This window comes from Micromonospora palomenae (assembly GCF_007829925.1).
GTDB classification, from domain to species: Bacteria; Actinomycetota; Actinomycetes; order Mycobacteriales; family Micromonosporaceae; genus Micromonospora; species Micromonospora purpureochromogenes.
Map to the genome: position 1 here is coordinate 1042568 of NZ_VIXA01000002.1, position 18658 is coordinate 1061225.

The 18658-nt window shown below is 75.3% G+C and carries 12 protein-coding genes; 9 read left to right on the forward strand and 3 right to left on the reverse strand.

Translation table 11 applies throughout. The annotated features are described in order from the left end of the window. Positions 1-16: 16 nt before the first annotated feature. On the reverse strand, positions 17-1876 hold the full coding sequence (gene dnaK / locus FHX75_RS15960; RefSeq protein ID WP_154940777.1) for a molecular chaperone DnaK: 1860 nt from the start codon (positions 1874-1876) through the stop codon (positions 17-19). A 208-nt stretch (positions 1877-2084) separates the two neighbouring features. Between dnaK and FHX75_RS15965 the strand changes: the two genes are divergently transcribed. From FHX75_RS15965 to FHX75_RS15975, 3 genes are read left to right on the forward strand one after another with little or no spacing between them, the layout of a single operon-like run. After that, positions 2085-3926 (forward strand): GTPase domain-containing protein, encoded by a 1842-nt coding sequence (locus tag FHX75_RS15965; protein ID WP_154940779.1) that lies wholly within the window; start codon positions 2085-2087, stop codon positions 3924-3926. Beyond that, the gene (locus FHX75_RS15970; protein WP_154940781.1) at positions 3923-5605 is read left to right on the forward strand and encodes a GTPase; all 1683 of its coding nucleotides are present in this window, start codon (positions 3923-3925) and stop codon (positions 5603-5605) included. Before FHX75_RS15965 ends, FHX75_RS15970 begins: the two co-directional genes overlap by 4 nt. 53 nt (positions 5606-5658) lie before the next feature. After that, positions 5659-6885, forward strand: a complete 1227-nt coding sequence (locus tag FHX75_RS15975; protein ID WP_154940783.1) for a hypothetical protein — start codon at positions 5659-5661, stop codon at positions 6883-6885. Positions 6886-6900: 15 nt separating this feature from the next. Here the strand turns inward: FHX75_RS15975 and FHX75_RS15980 are convergent, their stop codons facing one another. Both FHX75_RS15980 and FHX75_RS30805 read right to left on the reverse strand, forming a co-directional pair. Continuing rightward, positions 6901-7443 (reverse strand): phosphatase PAP2 family protein, encoded by a 543-nt coding sequence (locus FHX75_RS15980; protein WP_246158107.1) that lies wholly within the window; start codon positions 7441-7443, stop codon positions 6901-6903. Between the two features lie 171 nt (positions 7444-7614). Next, positions 7615-8613 carry a hypothetical protein gene (locus FHX75_RS30805; RefSeq protein ID WP_170285381.1) on the reverse strand — a complete coding sequence of 333 codons (999 nt, stop codon included), beginning with the start codon at positions 8611-8613 and terminating at the stop codon, positions 7615-7617. Between the two features lie 492 nt (positions 8614-9105). On the opposite strand from FHX75_RS30805, the gene pdhA reads away from it, so the two are divergent. From pdhA to FHX75_RS16010, 6 genes are all read left to right on the forward strand, one after another. Beyond that, the gene (gene pdhA / locus FHX75_RS15990) at positions 9106-10284 is read left to right on the forward strand and encodes a pyruvate dehydrogenase (acetyl-transferring) E1 component subunit alpha (protein ID WP_154940787.1); all 1179 of its coding nucleotides are present in this window, start codon (positions 9106-9108) and stop codon (positions 10282-10284) included. Further along, positions 10284-11273 carry an alpha-ketoacid dehydrogenase subunit beta gene (locus FHX75_RS15995; RefSeq protein ID WP_088959543.1) on the forward strand — a complete coding sequence of 330 codons (990 nt, stop codon included), beginning with the start codon at positions 10284-10286 and terminating at the stop codon, positions 11271-11273. The genes pdhA and FHX75_RS15995 overlap by 1 nt, the downstream gene beginning before the upstream one ends. Positions 11274-11278: 5 nt before the next feature. After that, on the forward strand, positions 11279-12763 hold the full coding sequence (locus FHX75_RS16000; protein WP_154941990.1) for a dihydrolipoamide acetyltransferase family protein: 1485 nt from the start codon (positions 11279-11281) through the stop codon (positions 12761-12763). A 218-nt stretch (positions 12764-12981) separates the two neighbouring features. Then, the gene (locus FHX75_RS30810; protein ID WP_170285382.1) at positions 12982-13119 is read left to right on the forward strand and encodes a hypothetical protein; all 138 of its coding nucleotides are present in this window, start codon (positions 12982-12984) and stop codon (positions 13117-13119) included. A 350-nt stretch (positions 13120-13469) separates the two neighbouring features. Next, on the forward strand, positions 13470-16646 hold the full coding sequence (locus FHX75_RS16005; RefSeq protein WP_154940789.1) for an LppU/SCO3897 family protein: 3177 nt from the start codon (positions 13470-13472) through the stop codon (positions 16644-16646). A gap of 119 nt (positions 16647-16765) precedes the next feature. Beyond that, a complete protein-coding gene (locus FHX75_RS16010; RefSeq protein ID WP_154940791.1) occupies positions 16766-18598 on the forward strand; it encodes an NHL domain-containing thioredoxin family protein in 1833 nt (610 codons plus the stop codon). Positions 18599-18658: the final 60 nt, after the last annotated feature.

The window sequence follows — 18658 nt, forward strand, 5'->3', positions numbered from 1 at the left end:
GATCGGGGACGGACCGTCACTTCTTGTCCTCGTCCACGATCTCCGCGTCGACCACGTCGTCGGTGCCACCGGCCTGCGGGCCGCCGGCGGCACCCGCACCCGCGCCCGGGCCGGCCGCGCCCGGCTGCTCACCCTGCTCGGCCTGCTGCGAGTAGAGCAGCGAACCGGCCTGCTGGGAGACCTGCGCCAGCCGCTCGTGCGCCGCCTTGATCTTCTCGATGTCCTGGCCGCCGAGCGCACCGCGCAGCTCGCCGAGAGCCTCGTTGATCTGGTCGCGGTTCTCGCTGGGCAGCTTGTCGCCGCTCTCGGCGAGGAACTTCTCGGTCTGCCACTGGAGCGCCTCGGCCACGTTGCGGGTCTCGGCGTCGTCGCGGCGGCGCTTGTCCTCCTCCGCGTGCTCCTCGGCGTCCCGGCGCATCCGCTCGATGTCGTCCTTCGGCAGCGAGGAGCCGCCGGTGATCGTCATCTTCTGCTCCTTGCCGGTGCCCAGGTCCTTGGCGTGCACGTTGACGATGCCGTTGGCGTCGATGTCGAACGCGACCTCGATCTGCGGCACGCCGCGCGGCGCCGGCGGGAGGCCGGTCAGCTCGAAGGTGCCGAGCTTTTTGTTGTAGGCCGCGATCTCCCGCTCACCCTGGAACACCTGGATCAGCACCGACGGCTGGTTGTCGTCCGCCGTGGTGAAGACCTCGGAGCGCTTGGTCGGGATGGTGGTGTTGCGCTCGATCAGCTTGGTGAAGATGCCGCCCTTGGTCTCGATGCCCAGGCTCAGCGGCGTCACGTCGAGCAGCAGGACGTCCTTGACCTCGCCCTTGAGCACGCCGGCCTGCAGGGCGGCGCCGACGGCGACGACCTCGTCCGGGTTGACGCCCTTGTTGGGTTCACGGCCGGTGAGCTGCTTGACCAGGTCGGTCACGGCGGGCATCCGGGTCGAGCCGCCGACCAGGATCACGTGCTCGACGTCGGAGATCTTGATCCCGGCGTCCTTCACCGCCTGCTCGAACGGGCCCTTGCAGCGGTCCAGCAGGTCCTGCGTCATCCGCTGGAACTCGGCGCGGCTGAGCGTCACGTCGAGGTGCAGCGGGCCGGCGGAGCCGGCGGTGATGTACGGCAGGTTGATGTTGGTGGTGGTGGCGGCGGAGAGCTCGATCTTGGCCTTCTCGGCGGCCTCACGGAGCCGCTGCAGGGCCATCTTGTCCTGGCCCAGGTCGATGCCGTGCTCGCCACGGAAGGTCTTCACCAGGTGGTCGATGATGCGCTGGTCCCAGTCGTCGCCACCGAGGTGGTTGTCACCGCTGGTCGACTTGACCTCGATGACGCCCTCGGCCAGTTCCAGCAGCGACACGTCGAAGGTGCCGCCGCCGAGGTCGAAGACCAGGACGGTCTGCTCCTTGGAGCCCTTGTCCAGCCCGTACGCCAGGGCGGCCGCGGTCGGCTCGTTGACGATCCGCAGCACGTTGAAGCCGGCGATCTCACCGGCCTCCTTGGTGGCCTGGCGCTGACCGTCGTTGAAGTAGGCGGGGACGGTGATCACCGCGTCGGTGATCTGCTCGCCCAGGTACGCCTCGGCGTCCCGCTTGAGCTTCATCAGCGTCCGCGCCGAGATCTCCTGCGGGGTGTACTTCTTGCCGTCGATGTCGACGGACCAGTTGGTGCCGATCTCCCGCTTGACCGACCGGATGGTCCGGTCGGGGTTGGTCACCGCCTGGCGCTTCGCGACCTCACCGACGAGCACCTCGCCGTTGCGGGCGAACGCGACGATCGACGGGGTCGTCCGCGAGCCCTCAGCGTTGGCGATGACGGTGGGCTCACCGCCCTCGAGAACGCTGACGCAGGAGTTCGTCGTGCCGAGGTCGATACCGACCGCACGTGCCATCTTCGCTTCCTCGCTTCGTAACGTTGAGGCAGGTCACGGGCCTGCCCGGCGGGCCGCCCGCAGCGACCGCACCGCAAGTTGAGTGAACTTGACTCAATAGTGCCATGCCGCCGGCAATCCGCAAGTCGGGGTTGAGCCGACCCGACGCAACCCGACCGTTATTACCGTCCGGTTGTCTTCCCTTGCATCGGTCGGGCACGCTTTAGCGGTGACGACGAAAGGCGATCCCGCCACCCGGTCCGGCGCGCCCCCCGTCGCCGCCCGCACCGGGTCGCCGGACGCCGCCGAGGCTGCCCCCGGCACCACCGCCGACGGCCTCCCGGCCGCGCTGACCGGGCTGCGGGCCGCGATCGACGCCGCCCGCTTCCCGCTGACCCTGCCGTCGGCCGAGCCGGCCCGGCGTACCGCCTCGGCCCTGGCCGACCAGCTCGACGACTACCTGCTGCCCCGGCTGGCCCGGCTCGACGCGCCGCTGCTGGTGGTGGTCGGCGGCTCCACCGGCGCCGGCAAGTCGACCCTGGTCAACAGTTTGGTGCAGGCCCGGGTGAGCGCCGCCGGGGTGCTTCGCCCGACCACCCGCTCCCCGGTGCTGGTCTGCAACCCGGCGGACTCCGCCTGGTTCCGCCAGGGCGAGCTGCTGCCCGGCCTCACCCGCACCACCCAGCCGAGCGAGGACCCGCGCTCCCTGCACCTGGTCACCGCGCCCGCGCTCCCCGCCGGGCTGGCCTTCCTCGACGCCCCCGACATCGACTCGGTGGTCGACGCCAACCGGGCCCTCGCCGGCCAGCTGCTGGCCGCCGCCGACCTCTGGCTCTTCGTCACCACCGCCGCCCGGTACGCCGACGCCGTCCCCTGGGAGCTGCTGCGCAGCGCCCGGGCCCGGGGCGCGGCCATCGCCATGGTGCTCGACCGGGTGCCGCCGGAGGCCGCCGACGAGATCGCCGCCCACCTGTCGGAGATGCTCGCCGTGCAGGATCTCGGCGCCGCGCCGCTCTTCGTCCTGCCCGAGACCTGGGTCGACGGCCAGGGCCTGCTGCCGGACAAGGTCACCGCGCCGCTGAGCGCCTGGTTCTCCCGGCTGGCCGCCGACGCCGAGGCCCGCTCGGCGGTGGTCCGGCAGACGCTGGACGGCGCGCTCGCCTCGCTGCACCCGACCGTCGAGGCGCTGGCCGAGGCGGCCGACGAGCAGGTCGCCGCCGCCGACGCGCTCGACGAGCGGGTCCGGGCCGCGTACCGGGGTGCGCACCGCACGGTGGAGGAGGGGCTCAAGGACGGCCGGCTGCTCCGCGGCGAGGTGCTTGCCCGGTGGCAGGAGTTCGTCGGCACCGGCGAGTTCTTCCGGACGCTGGAGGCGCGGATCGGCCGGCTGCGCGACCGGGTGGTCGCCGCGATGACCGGACGCCCCGCCACGCCCGCCACCGAGCTGCGCAACGCCATCGAGTCCCAACTGGTCACCCTGCTGCGCGGGGTCTCCTCCGAGGCGGCCGAGCACGCGTACACCGCCTGGAAGGCGCACCCCGCCGGGGCGGCGCTGCTCGAACCGGCGCTGGCCCACCCCTCCGACGACCTCTCCGAGCGGGCCGAACGCCTGGTCCGGGACTGGCAGCGCGGGGTGCTGGAGCTGGTCAAGGCCGAGGGCGGCGACCGGCGCTTCGTGGCCCGCACCGCCGCGTACGCGGTCAACGCCACCGGCCTCGCCGTCATGATCGCCGTCTTCGCCTCGACCGCGTTCATCCCGACCGGCCTGGAGGTGGCGACCGGGGCCGGCACCACCGTCGCCGCGCAGGCCGTGCTCCAGGCGATCTTCGGCGACCAGGCCGTGCGTACCCTCGCCAACAAGGCCCGGGCCGACCTGCTGGACCGGGTCCGGGCGCTGCTGGACGAGGAGGCGGCGCGCTACCTGACGCGCACCGACGAGGCCCGGCCCGGCGCGGACGCCGGGGCCGAGCTGCGCCGGGCCGCGTCCCGGGTCGAGGTGGCCCGGCACCGCAGCGGCCTCGCCGACGGCGACGGCGACGGCCTGCCCGCCCCGGGCGGTGACCGCCGATGACGGGCATCGTCGGCCGGATGCGCGAAGCGTTCCGGGGTGACCAGCGGGTGGACGCCGACGACCTGGTGGCCCGCCTCGACGCGGTACGCCGCTTCCTGGCCGCCGTGGACGGCCAGGTGCCGGACTCCCGCCTGGTCACCGCGCACACCCTGGTCGAGCGGGCCGGCACCCGGCTGGCGCTCTCCCGCGACCACACCGTGGTGGCGCTCGCCGGCGCCACCGGCAGCGGCAAGTCCAGCCTGTTCAACGCGCTGGCCCGGCTGGACCTCTCCCCGGTCGGCGTGCGCCGCCCGACCACCGGCGTGGCGCACGCCTGCGTCTGGGGCCCGCTCGACGGCGCCAGCCGACTGCTCGACTGGCTCGGCGTGCTGCCCCGGCACCGGTTCGTCCGGGAGAGCGCGCTGGACGCCGACGACGAGACCGGCCTGCACGGGCTGGTCCTGCTCGACCTGCCCGACTTCGACTCGGTGCAGCGGTCCCACCGGCTGGAGGTGGACCGGCTGCTCGGCCTGGTCGACCTGGTGGTCTGGGTGGTCGACCCGCAGAAGTACGCCGACCGGGTGATCCACACCAGCTACCTGCGCGAGTTCCACCGGCACCGCGACGTGACCCTGGTCGTGCTCAACCAGGCCGACCGGCTGTCGGCGACCGAGCTGCCCCGGGTCCTCGACGACCTGCGCCGGCTGCTCGACGCCGACGGGCTGGACGGCGTGCCGCTGCTGGCCACCACGGCGGTCGACCAGGCCGGCATGACCGGGCTGCGGGAGGCGCTCGAACGGGCGGTCGCCGAGCGTCAGGCGTCCCTGCGCCGGCTCTCCGGCGACGTGGACGCCGTCGTGGCAGGGCTGGGTGAGCTGGTGGTCACGGACGTCCCCCGCGACGCCCCGGACGAGGACACGGTCCGCTCGCTGGACCGGGCCCTGGCCGGCGCGGCCGGGGTGCCGGCGGTGGCCGACGCCGTCCAGGGGGCGTACCGGCACCGGGCCGGCGGCACGACCGGCTGGCCGGTCGTCCGGGGCTGGCGCCGGCTGCGACCGGATCCGCTGCGTCGGCTGCACCTGCCCGGCCCGGCCGCCGGGGCCGACCAGCCGGCGGAGAGCCTGGTCGCCGCGACCTCGGTGCCCGACCCGACCGCCGCCCAGCGGTCCGCCCTCGGGCTGGCCATCCGCGCGGTCGCCGACCGCACCGGGGCCGACCTGCCCGCGCCCTGGCCGGACGCGGTCACCACGGCCGCCCGGTCCCGCCTCGACGATCTGCCGGACGCGCTGGACCGGGCGATCGCCGGCACCGACCTGGGCATGGACCGCCGGCCGCTCTGGTGGCGGCTCGTCGGTGGCGTCCAGTGGCTGGTCACCCTGGCCGCGCTGGCCGGGCTCGGCTGGCTGCTGCTCGGCTACGCGCTGCGCGCGCTCGGGCTGCCCGCCCTGGAGTACCCGCGGGTGGGTGAGGTGCCGCTGCCGACCCTGCTGCTGCTCGGCGGCCTGCTCGCCGGGCTGCTGGTGGCCGCGGTGACCCGGCCGGTGATCCGCTGGGCGGCCCGGCGGGCCCGGCAACGGGCCGAGAAGCGCCTCACCGTCGCGGTGGCCGAGGTCGGGGACATGTACGTCCTCAGCCCGGTACGGGCCGTCCTCGACCGGTACGGGCAGGCCAGGGGCGCGCTGCGCGACGCGGCGCGGTGAGGCCCGGCCTCGGCACGGGTGTCCCCGCGGCCGTCGCGGCGTAGGGTCGGACCATGGCCACGCCACAGACCCCCTACGACGCGGTGCTGCACGCCGCCCGCGACGTGACGAGGCTGGACACCGCCCTCGACGCCGAGATGCTCGGCGCCGCCCTGCTGGGCAGCGTCTACGCGATCGCCGAGACCGACCGGGAGCGGGCGGTACGGGAGTTCGTCTCCGGCTTCCTGGCCGCCACCTCGCGCCGCCGGACCGCCGCCGCGACCACCATCCGGTCGGTCTTCGCCGCGCTGGTGCCGGACGCGGAGGGCGCGGCGAAGGTCCGCCCCGGCACCCAGGCCCCGGCCTGGTCCGGCCAGCTCGGCCGGGTGCACCTCACCGGCGCCTGGTCGTACGGCGACGTGTACGGCGACCAGACCTCCTACCTCGCCACCTTCGCCTACGACGACGCGACGGGCGGTCCGGAGCACGCGCTGGTGGCGCTCGTCGACCACAACATCGGGATCACCAAGGACGTCTTCGTGGGCGGCCCCGCCGAGCGGATCCTCGAACAGGTCCGGCAGATGTGCGCCACCGACGACCTGACCTGGTTCCGCGAGGAGGACCCGGCCCGGATGCACGGCGAGGTGAGCCGGCACCTGACGGTCACCGACGACCTCGGCGACCTGCCCGGCGAGGGTTCGCTCGCCACCGACCGGGCCCTGGTCGGCGCCCGGCTGGCAGTGCTGCCCGGCGCGCCGGCGGACACGCTGACCTGGGACGCCGAGCCGCTCACCGGGGAGGAGCGCACCGAGCTGGTGCGGGCCTTCCTGGCGTCGCCGGAGGCGGCCCGCGCCGGCCTGCACGCCCTGGACGGCGACGCGGAGCTGGCCTCGCTGCACTTCTGCCTGGGCCTGCTCTTCGACCACGCGGCGAGCTTCCCGGACGCCGACCCGCTGCGCTGGAGCCCGGCGGTGGCGGGGCTGTTCCTGCTGGACTGGGTGCACCGCCGGGCCGTGCTGGACATGGACGACGCGGCGATGCTGCCCCGGGTGCTGCGCGCCTGGACGGCGTTCGCGGGACACCGGCGCGGCCTGCCGGAGCAGGCCGTCACCCGGACGGACGAGGCGATCGAGGAGCTGGTGCCGGAGTTCGCCCGGCTCTACAGCACGGGTGAGCGGCGCAGCCCGGCCACCGCCGCGGTGGCGCAGCTGATGGCGGACGGGGTGGACCCGGACGACCCGGCCGCGCTGGACGCCTGGATCGAGGCCAACCGCCAGCGCCTCGGCGACGACACCCCCTGACCGGTCACGCCGCGCTCAGCGCAGCGCGGCGTAGACCAGGCCGGCGACCAGACCGCCGACCACGCCCCCGACGACCACCTGCGCGACGGTGTGGTCGCGCAGCCGTACCCGGGACCAGCCGGCCAGGGCCGGCAGCGGCGCGGCGGCGAGCATCCGGGGGCCGAAGGTCAGCGTCAGCACGACCACCGCGCCGGCGGCCACCGCGGTGTGGATCGACATCTTCCACCAGTGGCTGACGGTCACCGCCACCACCAGGCCGACCACCCCGGCGGCGACCAGGGCGAGCACCGGCCGGGGGGCGCCGAGCGCCGCCAGCAGCGCCAGGCCGGCGGTGGCCGAGGCCAGCCCGAAGAGCAGGGGTACGCGCCGCTGGTCGCGGACGCCCACGTGGTGGTCGGTCAGTCGGCCGCGCCACACCCCGCCGAGGATGTACGCGAACGGGATGCCGCTGGCGAAGACCGAGGCGAGCAGCGCCCAGCCCAGCCCGTGCGCGCCGCCGGCGCCGTGCCAGCCGACCGCGACGGTCAGCAGGGTGACCAGCACGGCGGGGGCGGTCACCTCGGTCACCAGCCGGGCCAGCCGGGTCAGCGCTCCGGGCGGTACGACGGCCGTGCGGGGTCCAGAGTCGTCACCACCCCCGTCGATCCCGCTCAGCTCCCCGTCCCCGATCCGTCCCGTCCGGCCCCGCCGCGGGCCGGTTGCGCCGGCGGCGGCGGGCGTACGGCCCGGTCAGCTGGCGTCGCCCGTCACCGTACCGTCCGGATCGGGGGCGTCGTGGCTGGTCGGCGCGGGCGCCGCCGGGCGCTGCGGGGCCGGGCTCGGGGTGGCCGCCGGGAACTTCGGCGGACGGGCGGTGGGCGACGGCGGGCGGACCGGCGGGCGGGCGGCCGGACGCCGGCGCGGGCCGCCGGTGGCGGCAGTGGCGGCGGTGGCGGCGGGGCGCGGCCCGGCGGCCGGCGACGGGGCCGGCGGCGGGGTACGGGTGGGGGCCACGGTCGGCGCGGCCGTCGGGGTCACAGTCGGCTCGGGGTCGGGCGACGGCTCGGGGTCGGGCGACGGCTCGGGGTCGGGCGACGGCTCGGGCGAGCCGGTGGCGGTGGGCTCCGCGCTGACGGTGGGCGTCGGGTCCGGCGGCTCGGAGAAGGTGCTGCTCGGCTCGGCAGTCGGGGTGGGCCCGGGGGTCGGCGAGCCGCCCGGTGTCGGACGGGGTGCGGGGGTCGGTGCGGCGGTCCGGCCCGGTGCGGGCGGGGTGGGCCGTGGGGGCGGGGGCGGCGGCAGTGGGCGCTGGGCCGAGCCGGGAGCGGCCGGGGCCGGTGGCGCCGGCGCGGCCGCGGGCAGCGCGGGCAGCGGCGGCCCCAGCGGGATCAACCGGACCGCGCCGGGCCCCGCGGCGGGGACGGCGGGCAGGTCCCCGGGCCCGGCGGACGGCGGCGCGGGCTGGCCGGTGGCGGGCAGCGGGACCACCACCGGGCCGTCGGAGGGGGTGGGCAGGAAGGGGGTGCTCCCGTCGGGGAGCGCGCTGCTGCCGACGGTGGCGGAGCCGGTGCTGAAGGCGGCGAGGATCGGCATGGACGCCGTGCCGGCGAGCAGGGCCACGGTGAAGAGGTAGCCGCGGCCGGGGCCGGCCGGTCCGGGGGCGCGGTGCGCGCCGATCATCCGCCGGTACCCGCCACCGGCGCGGTGCCGGCCGAGCATGGGGGCGGGAGGACCGTCACCTGACTCGGACACCGCACAACTCCCTCGTCGAATTTGGAGCAACCGGGCACCGGCGGGCTTCCTAAACAGACATACGGCTTGAAACGCCCAGCCAGCACCCAGGTCAGCTTGGACCAGTGACGCTCAGTTCACCAGGGACCACAGCGTGTCGACACACAAAATGTCCGTCGCCGTGAATCTTCCAAGGGACAAATACGTCGATGCGTCGCGAAGACGACGGAACGGGACCGGTGGGGGAGGCCATACTGTGGGACCGCTCACCTCCTCTGCAATCATTCAGGCACGACGGCAACGCAGCCGGCCTCCGCGCACCCCGCGGCAGGCGCGGTTCGGCGCCGGCTCCCGAACCGGGTTCCTCCCCGAATCCGGCTCACCGCCGCGCGGCAACCCTCACCGGGGCTAGGCGCGGCCGCCAGGAACCAGCCCGGCACCGGCCGGGCCGGCGTACGAGTTGCGCGGACGGGTCACCCCCGGCGCCGACGCAGACACGACAGGGAGAGACGGATGGCAAAGGGCGACCCCGGGGTCACCAGCCGCGGCCGGCGGGCCGCACCCCGGTCCAAGCGCACCGCCGCGGCGGGCGAGCCGGAACTCGTACAGCTGCTCACCCCCACCGGTGAGCGGATCGAGAGCGCGATCGGCCCGGACGGGACCGAGTACCGCGTCGACTTCACCGACGAGGAGTACCGCGGGCTCTACCGCGACCTCGTGCTGGTCCGCAAGCTCGACGCCGAGGCCACCGCGCTGCAGCGCCAGGGCGAGCTGGGCCTCTGGGCCAGCCTGCTCGGCCAGGAGGCCGCGCAGGTCGGTTCGGGGCGCGCGCTGCGTACCCAGGACATGGCCTTCCCGACCTACCGGGAGCACGGCGTCCTCTACTGCCGGGGCATCGACCCGATCATGCCGCTCGGCCTGTTCCGCGGCGTCGACCAGGGCGGCTGGGACCCGAACGAGTTCAAGTTCAACATGTACACGATCGTGATCGGGGCGCAGACCCTGCACGCGACCGGGTACGCCATGGGTGTCGCCATGGACGGCAAGACCGGCACCGACGACGGCGAGGCGGTGATCGCCTACTTCGGCGACGGCGCCACCAGCCAGGGCGACGTCAACGAGGCGTTCGTCTGGGCCAGCGTCTTCAACGCGCCGCTGGTCTTCTTCTGCCAGAACAACCAGTACGCCATCTCCGAGCCGCTGGAGCGGCAGACCCGCGTCCCGCTCTACCAGCGCGCGGGTGGCTTCGGCTTCCCCGGCGTACGGGTGGACGGCAACGACGTGCTCGCCTCCTACGCGGTGACCCGGCACGCGCTGGACAACGCCCGGCTCGGCCAGGGCCCCAGCCTGATCGAGGCGTACACCTACCGGATGGGGGCGCACACCACCTCCGACGACCCGACCCGCTACCGGATCGCCAGCGAGGTCGAGGCCTGGCAGGCCAAGGACCCGATCGCCCGGATGAAGGCGTTCCTGACCAACCAGCAGATCGCCGACGCGGACTTCTTCGCCTCCGTCGACGAGCAGGCCCGCACCGAGTCGGTGCACCTGCGCGAGCGGGTGCTCGCCATGCCCAACCCCGAGCCGGTGTCGATGTTCGACCACGTCTACCCCACCGGGTCTCCCGAGCTCGACGAGCAGCGGGCGCAGTTCAGCAAGTACATGGAGTCGTTCGAGGGGAGCGCCCACTGATGGCCACGGAGACGCTCACCCTCGGCAAGGCCCTGAACACCGGTCTGCGCAAGGCCCTGGAGAACGACCCGAAGGTCGTCATCATGGGCGAGGACGTCGGCAAGCTCGGCGGCGTCTTCCGGATCACCGACGGGCTCCAGAAGGACTTCGGCGACCAGCGGGTGATCGACACCCCGCTGGCCGAGTCCGGCATCATCGGCACCGCGGTCGGCCTCGCCATCCGCGGCTTCCGCCCGGTCTGCGAGATCCAGTTCGACGGCTTCGTCTACCCCGCGTACGACCAGATCGTGTCGCAGGTGGCGAAGATGCACTACCGCTCGCAGGGCAAGGTCCGGATCCCGATGGTCATCCGGATCCCCTACGGCGGCGGCATCGGCGCGGTCGAGCACCACTCCGAGTCGCCCGAGGCGTACTTCGCCCACACCGCCGGTCTGAAGGTCGTCACCTGCGCCAACCCGCAGGACGCGTACTCGATGATCCAGCAGGCGATCGCCTCGGACGACCCGATCGTCTTCCTGGAGCCCAAGCGGCGCTACTGGGAGAAGGGCCCGGTCGACCTGGACGCCCCGCTCGCGGACGCGTACCCGCTGCACTCGGCCCGGGTCGCGCGGGCCGGCACCGACGCGACCGTGCTGGCGTACGGCCCGATGGTGCGGACCTGCCTGGACGCGGCCACCGCCGCCGCCGAGGACGGCCGGCAGCTGGAGGTCATCGACCTGCGCACGCTCTCCCCGCTGGACCTGACCGCCGCGTACGAGTCGGTCAGGCGCACCGGCCGCTGCGTGGTCGTGCACGAGGCCCCGGGCAACCTGGGCCTGGGCTCGGAGATCGCCGCCCGGATCACCGAGGAGTGCTTCTACTCCCTGGAGTCCCCGGTGCTGCGCGTCACCGGCTTCGACACCCCCTACCCGGCCAGCCGGGTGGAGGAGGAGTACCTGCCCGACCTCGACCGGGTGCTCGACGCCGTCGACCGCACCTTCGGCTGGTGAGCGGCATGTCACGGATCAAGGAGTTCAACCTCCCCGACCTGGGCGAGGGCCTGACCGAGGGCGAGATCCTCGCCTGGCTGGTCAAGGTGGGCGACGTCATCGAGCTGAACCAGCCGATCGTCGAGGTGGAGACGGCCAAGGCGGCCGTCGAGATCCCGGCGAAGTGGGCCGGCCAGGTGCAGGCGATCTTCCACCCGGAGGGCACCACGGTCGAGGTCGGCACGCCGATCATCGCGATCGACACCGACCCGGGCGCCGGGCCGATCGAGGAGTCGACGACCGGCGCGCCGGCCTCCGCGCTCCCCACCCCGTCGGCGGCCTCGCTGGCCGCCGTCGAGGTGGCCCCGACCGAGGGCGCGGTCGAGCCGGGCCTGATCGGCGGTCCCGCCCCGGGTGGGCGTACCGCCGTGCTGGTCGGCTACGGCCCGCGCACCACGGCGGCCAAGCGCCGCCCGCGCAAGGGCGGGGTGCCGGCCCAGGCCTCGGCCGCGCCGGTCCAGGCCGCGCCGGCTCCGGTGGCGCCCGCTCCGGTCGCCCCGGCCGCGCCCGCTCCGGTGTCGCCGGCCCCGGGTGCGAACGGCAACGGGCGGGCCGGCGGGCTGGTGCTGGCCAAGCCGCCGGTGCGCAAGCTCGCCAAGGACCTCGGCGTCGATCTCGCCACGCTGACCGGCTCGGGCCCGCTGGGCTCGATCACCCGGGAGGACGTACAGCGGGCGGCGAGCGGGACCCCGGCGCCGGCCGAGCCGCTGACGGTGACGGCCGCGGCCACGGCGGCCGCGAGCTTCGGCGCGGACCGCGAGCAGCGCATCCCGGTCAAGGGGGTACGCAAGCTCACCGCCGAGAACATGTCCCGCTCGGCGTTCACCGCCCCGCACGTGACGGAGTTCCTCACCGTCGACGTGACCCGGGCGATGAAGGCGCTGGACCGGCTGCGCGAGCGGCGGGAGTGGCGCGACGTGCGGGTCTCGCCGCTGCTGCTGGTCGCCAAGGCGGTGCTGCTGGCGGTCAAGCGTCACCCGATGGTCAACTCGACCTGGGCCGGCGACGAGATCGTGGTCAAGGACTACGTCAACCTGGGCATCGCGGCGGCCACCGAGCGCGGTCTGATCGTGCCGAACATCAAGGACGCCGGCCGGCTGTCGCTGCGCGAGCTGGCGGACGCGATGACCGACCTGGTGCAGACGGCCAAGGCGGGGAAGACCTCCCCGGCCGACATGTCGGGCGGCACGCTGACGATCACCAACGTGGGGGTCTTCGGCGTGGACACCGGCACGCCGATCCTGCCCCCGGGCGAGTCGGCGATCCTGGCCTTCGGCGCGGTCCGCGAGATGCCGTGGGTGCACAAGGGCAAGGTGAAGCCGCGCCAGGTCACCACGCTGGGCCTGTCGTTCGACCACCGGATCATCGACGGTGAGCTCGGCTCGAAGTTCCTCCGCGACATCGGGGACTTCCTGGCCGACCCCGAGGCGGCGCTGCTCGCCTGGACCTGACCGTCCACGACACCAGCCACGGCCGGTGTGCCCAGGGTGAACGCCCGGCACACCGGCCGTTGCCATTGCACGAAGAAAAGTTCAGCAATAGCCCCCTGTGGCCTACGAATCGTAGGCAGGTGTCACAGCTCACCTAACAATCGATGGAAGTTGGCGGCATCTTGCGCTTCAATAGAGACATCAGGGGCTGACAACCGAATAGTCGGAGGAGAGACACCATGAGCATGATCGAGCGCATCCGCACCCACCGCGACGCCACCCGCCGCGCCCGCGCGATCGAGCACGCGCTTCGTTCCGCCAACTCGCCCGCGGTGCGTGAGGAGATCCTCGCGATCGCCCAGCGCCACATGAGCTGACGCGGCACAGACTTTCCTCACCTCCTCCAGATCGATGACCCGCCCGGGGCGCCCGGGCGGGTCATCGGCGTTTCCGGGCCGCTGAGACCGGGATTCCACCTCGACCGGACGCCCGGTACGGTGGGGCACGGTCGCCACCCGCCGACCCGGGACACCGATCGAGCCGGATGAGAGCCGATCGCCACCGCCCGGCGACGCGGAGTGACGGCCCGGTGCTCCCCGGACGCCCCGCGCGGTCACCGGATACGGTGCGGGGAGCCCGCACGGCCGATCCGCCGGCGACACCGGCGAGCCCGCCGCCCGGTCCCGGACGGCATCGGCGGCCGACATGTGATGGAGGAGGCGCACCCATGACGTCCGAGGGCCAGCACCGCCCCGGCCAGGAGCCGGACCAGGTGCCGCCGGGCGCCGGTGGACCGGCGCCGTACGGCGACCGGCAGACGCAGCAGGACACCGGGTACGGCAACCCCGCCGCCCCGGACCTGGGCTGGGCGCCACCACCACCGGCCGGCCGACCGGAGCAGGCCGCCCCGGCCTGGGCCGCCGCGCAGGACCAGCCCCCGGCGTGGGGCGCCGCGCAGGTGCCGCAGCAGGGCGAGCCGGCGCAGCCCGGCCAGTGGGCCGCACCGCAGCCCGCCTGGGCCGCCCAGTCCGACCAGCCCGCCGCCGCCTGGGCCGCCGCCTCCGTACCCGGCCAGCCCGCCGGGCCGGGCGAGCCGGCACAGCCGGCCTGGGCGCAGCCCGAGCAGGCCGGCCCGGCGTGGGCGCAGCCCGACTCCGGCGCCCGTGGCGCCGCCCGGGTGCCCCAGCCGAACGACGCCTGGCCCGCCTCCGCCGACCCGGCCGCCTCCGGCGGCTGGAACCCCGGACAGCAGGACCAGGCCGCCAACGGCTGGGCCGCCGCGCCGCAGCACGAGGAGCCGGCCCACTCCGGCGGCTGGAACACCCCGGCCCAGGACGACCCGGCCCGCTCCGGCGGCTGGAACGCCGGCACGCCCGGCCAGGACCAGGACGCCGCGGGCAACGGCGGCTGGAACGCCGGCGGGGCCGCGTCCCACGAGGCGTCCACTTCGGGCGGTCGGCACGTCGGCACCGAGCAGCACGAGCAGTCCACCGGCTGGAACGGCGCAGCCGCGCCCCAGGAGCAGGCCGACGGCTGGGGTGGCGAGACCCAGCCGCCACAGGACGACGCCGTCCGCTCCGGCGGGTGGAACGCACCGTCCACCCAGGACGAGGCGCCCCGATCCGCCGGCCGCGCCTCGGTACCCGTGCCGCCGCAGCAGCAGCCGGAACAGGCCGTGCCCGCGTGGGCGCAGCCCGACACCGGCGCGCGCGGCGCCGCGCAGGTGCCGCAGCACGACACCCCGGCGGCCGACGGATGGTCCACCGAGGACGACCCGGCGCGCTCCGGCGGCTGGAACGCCGCCCGCACGCCGCAGGACGACCCGGCCCACTCGGGCGGGTGGAACACCGGCGGCCAGGACGACGCCGCCCGTTCCGGCGGCTGGAACACCGCCGCCCCGGACAACGCCGCCGCCGGCGGGTGGAACAACGCCGCACAGGCGGACGAGCGGTCGCCGCAGGCGTGGAACGCCGCCGACGCACCGGCGCCGGCCCACTGGGAGGCCCGCGCGGAGCAGCAGGCCGCCGACGGTTGGGGCGGTGCCGCGCCGGCCCGCGAGGAGCAGCGGCCCGGTGCCGACTGGCTCGCCGCGGAGGAGCCGGCCCGTGGTGCCGGTTCCTGGGGCGCGGCCGCCGTGCCCGGACAGGACGACCGACCCCAGTCGGACGGCTGGACGCCGCCGGAGCAGCCCGCCCGGGCGACCGCCTCCGTCGCGGTCCCGGGCAGCCCGCCGGCCTGGGGAATGGACGCCGACAATCTGCCGCAGCGGGCCGGTGCCGACCGTCCGGCGGTGCCGGACGCCGAGCCGTGGGCGGCCGAGGAGGCCTGGGGCCGCGCCGAGGCCACGCCCGCGCAGCGACCGGCCGAGGAGGCCTGGGACCGCGCCGAGGCCCCGCCCGCGCAGCGACCGGCCGGGGACGCCTGGGAGCCCCAGCGCGCCGACGAGGCCCCGATCTACCAGCCGGCGCCGGCACCCGGCATCTCGCCGGCCAACGTGGTGCCCCTGCCGCCGCAGGAGCAGCGGGTACCGGGCGCCAGCCTGGCCGCCGCGCCGCCGGCCGACTACGCCCCGCCGGCCCAGTTCGGTGGGGCCGCCGACCAGTCCTCCTTCGAGCCGGCCGGGCGTGCCGACGCGCCGTCGGCGTACGAGCCGGAACGGTCGGGCTGGGGTCCCGGCGAGGAGCCGCAGTCGCCGGCCGGGCCGGTGGTGCCCGGGCCGCGTACCTCGCCGGAGGCCGACGGGGCCGGTCGCGCCGCCGTACCGGTTGCCGACGAGTCCGCCGCCGGGCGGGCGTCGGCGAGCGCGTCGGTGCCGCTGGCCAGCCGGGTGATGCCCCCGACCGACCAGGCCATCCGGCCGGGCGCCACGGGTGCCCCGCAGCCCCGGGTGTACGGCCGGCCGGCCCGCCCGGAGCCGGTGGACGAGCCGGTCGAGGAGTACGACGGCCAGCAGGCCGAGCACGACTCCCCGCCCCGCTTCGGCGACCAGCAGCCGTTCGACGGCCAGCAGTCCTTCGACGGCCAGCAGCGCTACGACGACCAGCAGCGGTACGAGGACCAGGACCGGCGGCGCTTCGACGAGCCGGAGCGGCCGTCCGGCCAGCCCGGCTTCGGTCCCGAGGCTCCCTCGTCCGCGCCGCCCACCTCGCCCGCCGCGCCGCCGGCGTTCCCGGGCGCCATCCCGGCCTTCGCGGACCCGGCCAGCAACAACCGGCCGATGAACGGAACCCGCCCGCACGGCCCCGGCGACCGCCCAGCCGAGCCGTTCGGCGCCGGCCCGGCCGGCGGCGGTCCGGCCGCGGGTGCGGTCCCCGGTTACGGCCACCCGGCCCACGACCCGGCTCACGGCGGCGGCACGGCGCCGTTCCCCCAGGCGGGGCCGCAGTTCCCGCCGGCCGGGCCGCAGTTCCCGCCCGCGGGTCAGCAGTTCCCGCCCGTAGGTCAGCAGTTCCCGCCCGCCGGCCAGCCCTTCCCGCCGGGCAACCAGCCCGGTCCGGGCGCCTGGCACCAGGATCCGGAGCCCGAGCAGGGACGCTTCGACGCGTTCAAGCCGGACCCGGAGCCGAAGGTCGAGCAGCCGGCGCCGAAGGTCCGCAACGGCCGGGTGCTGGCCATTGTGCTGATCGCGGCGGTGCTGATCCTGGCCGTCCCGCTCGGCCTGCTCAGCCTGCTGGGCAAGATCGGCGGTGAGGAGAAGCCCGCCCCGTTCAACCCGGCCGTCGGCTCCTGCGTCAAGCAGTCCGGCAACGGCGCGACGGCGGCCAACTGCGGCGAGCCGAACGCGTTCACCGTGGTCTCCAAGGTCGACGCGAAGGAGAATTGCGCCGACCCGGCCCAGCCGCACGTGGTGCTGCCGGGCAGCGGCGCCGACCGGGTGCTCTGCCTCAAGCCGGCCGCCAAGTAGCACGTCTCGACGGCGGGGCCACGGTGATCCGTGGCCCCGCCGTCGTATCCGCTGTGGCGTGATCGACCACGCGCGGGGTCACGCCGTGGCGGCGGCCCGGCATCCGGCAGACTGGGGTCATGAGCGCACGCGTACGGGCTCCTGAGCTGCACGGTCGGGGCTGGCTGAACACCGGCGGGCGGGAGCTGAAGCTCGCCGACCTGCGCGGCCGGATCGTCCTGTTGGACTTCTGGACCTTCTGCTGCATCAACTGCCTGCACGTGCTCGACGAGCTGCGCCCGCTGGAGGAGAAGTACGCCGACGTGCTCGTCGTGATCGGCGTGCACTCGCCGAAGTTCGAGCACGAGAAGGACCCGGACGCGCTGGCCGCCGCCGTCGAGCGGTACGGGGTGCACCACGCGGTGCTGGACGACCCCGAGCTGGACATGTGGGGCCAGTACGCCGCCAAGGCCTGGCCGACCCTGGCCGTGGTCGACCCCGAGGGGTACGTGGTGGCCACCATGGCCGGCGAGGGCCACGCCGAGGGGCTGACCCGACTGGTCGACGACCTGGTCGCCACCCACACGGCGAAGGGCACCCTGCACCGGGGCGACGGCCCGTACGTCCCGCCGGCGGAGCCGGAGACCACCCTGCGCTTCCCCGGCAAGGCCGTGGTGCTCGACGGTGGCAACCTGCTGGTCTCGGACTCGGCCCGGCACTCCCTGGCCGAGCTGGCCCCCGACGGCGAGAGCCTGGTCCGGCGGATCGGCTCCGGCGAGCGGGGCCGGGCCGACGGGCCGGCCGACGCGGCCAGCTTCGCCGAGCCGCAGGGGCTCTGCCTGCTCCCCGCGCACGTCGCCGAGGTGGCCGGCTACGACCTGGTGGTCGCGGACACCGTCAACCACCTGCTGCGCGGCGTACGGCTGGCGACCGGCGAGGTGGTGACGGTCGCCGGCACCGGCCGGCAGTGGCGTTCCTCGGTCGACGACCACGCGCACGACGCGCTCTCGGTCGACCTCTCCTCCCCCTGGGACCTGGCCTGGTACGACGACAAGGTCGTCATCGCGATGGCCGGCATCCACCAGCTCTGGTGGTTCGACCCGATCCGCCGCACCGCCGGCATGTACGCCGGCACCACCGTGGAGGCGCTGCGCGACGGTCCGCTGCCGGACGTGTGGATGGCGCAGCCCTCCGGGCTCTCCGTCTCGGCCGACGGCAGCCGGCTCTGGGTGGCCGACAGCGAGACCAGCGCGATCCGCTACGTCGAGAACGGCGTGCTGACCACCGCCGTGGGGCAGGGCCTCTTCGACTTCGGCCACGTGGACGGCCCGGCCCACCAGGCGCTGCTGCAGCACCCGCTCGGGGTGTGCGCGCTGCCGGACGGCTCGGTGCTGATCGCCGACACCTACAACGGCGCGGTGCGCCGCTTCGACCCGGCGACCGACCAGGTCGCCACGGTGGCCGACGGCCTGGCCGAGCCGAGCGACGTGGTGCTCACCGCCGACGGTGACGTGCTGGTGGTCGAGTCGTCCGCGCACCGGCTGACCCGGCTGGCGCCCGGCACGCTCACGGCGGCCGGGGCGAGCACGGTGAACGGCCCCCGGCACCAGGTGGAGCGCAAGCCGACCGACGTGGCGGCGGGCGAGCTGACCCTCGACGTGATCTTCACGCCCGCGCCCGGGCAGAAGCTGGACGAGACGTACGGCCCGTCGACCCGGCTGGTGGTCTCCGCCTCCCCGCCGGAGCTGCTGGTCGAGGGGGCCGGCACCACCACCGACCTGTCCCGTCGGCTGGTGATCGACGGGGCGGTGGCCGGCGGGGTGCTCCAGGTGACCGCCCAGGCGGCCACCTGCGACAAGGACGTCGAGCACGCCGCCTGCCACCTGACCCGGCAGGACTGGGGCGTACCGGTGCGGGTGGTCGACGGCGGCGCGACCCGGCTGCCGCTGGTGCTGCGCGGCCTGGACGCCTGAGCGCCCACCTCGGCTCGCCCGTCGCGGCCGTGGCTCGGCGGCGGGATCCGGTCACCCCCG

Excerpts from the sequence above, each read along its gene's own strand:
- FHX75_RS16005 (WP_154940789.1), top strand. The coding sequence starts at position 13,470 with ATGACGTCCGAGGGCCAGCACCGCCCCGGCCAGGAGCCGGACCAGGTG.
- FHX75_RS15970 (WP_154940781.1), top strand. The coding sequence starts at position 3,923 with ATGACGGGCATCGTCGGCCGGATGCGCGAAGCGTTCCGGGGTGACCAG.
- FHX75_RS16010 (WP_154940791.1), top strand. The coding sequence starts at position 16,766 with ATGAGCGCACGCGTACGGGCTCCTGAGCTGCACGGTCGGGGCTGGCTG.
- FHX75_RS15975 (WP_154940783.1), top strand. The coding sequence starts at position 5,659 with ATGGCCACGCCACAGACCCCCTACGACGCGGTGCTGCACGCCGCCCGC.
- FHX75_RS15995 (WP_088959543.1), top strand. The coding sequence starts at position 10,284 with ATGGCCACGGAGACGCTCACCCTCGGCAAGGCCCTGAACACCGGTCTG.
- pdhA (WP_154940787.1), top strand. The coding sequence starts at position 9,106 with ATGGCAAAGGGCGACCCCGGGGTCACCAGCCGCGGCCGGCGGGCCGCA.
- FHX75_RS16000 (WP_154941990.1), top strand. The coding sequence starts at position 11,279 with ATGTCACGGATCAAGGAGTTCAACCTCCCCGACCTGGGCGAGGGCCTG.
- FHX75_RS30810 (WP_170285382.1), top strand. The coding sequence starts at position 12,982 with ATGAGCATGATCGAGCGCATCCGCACCCACCGCGACGCCACCCGCCGC.
- dnaK (WP_154940777.1), bottom strand. The coding sequence starts at position 1,876 with ATGGCACGTGCGGTCGGTATCGACCTCGGCACGACGAACTCCTGCGTC.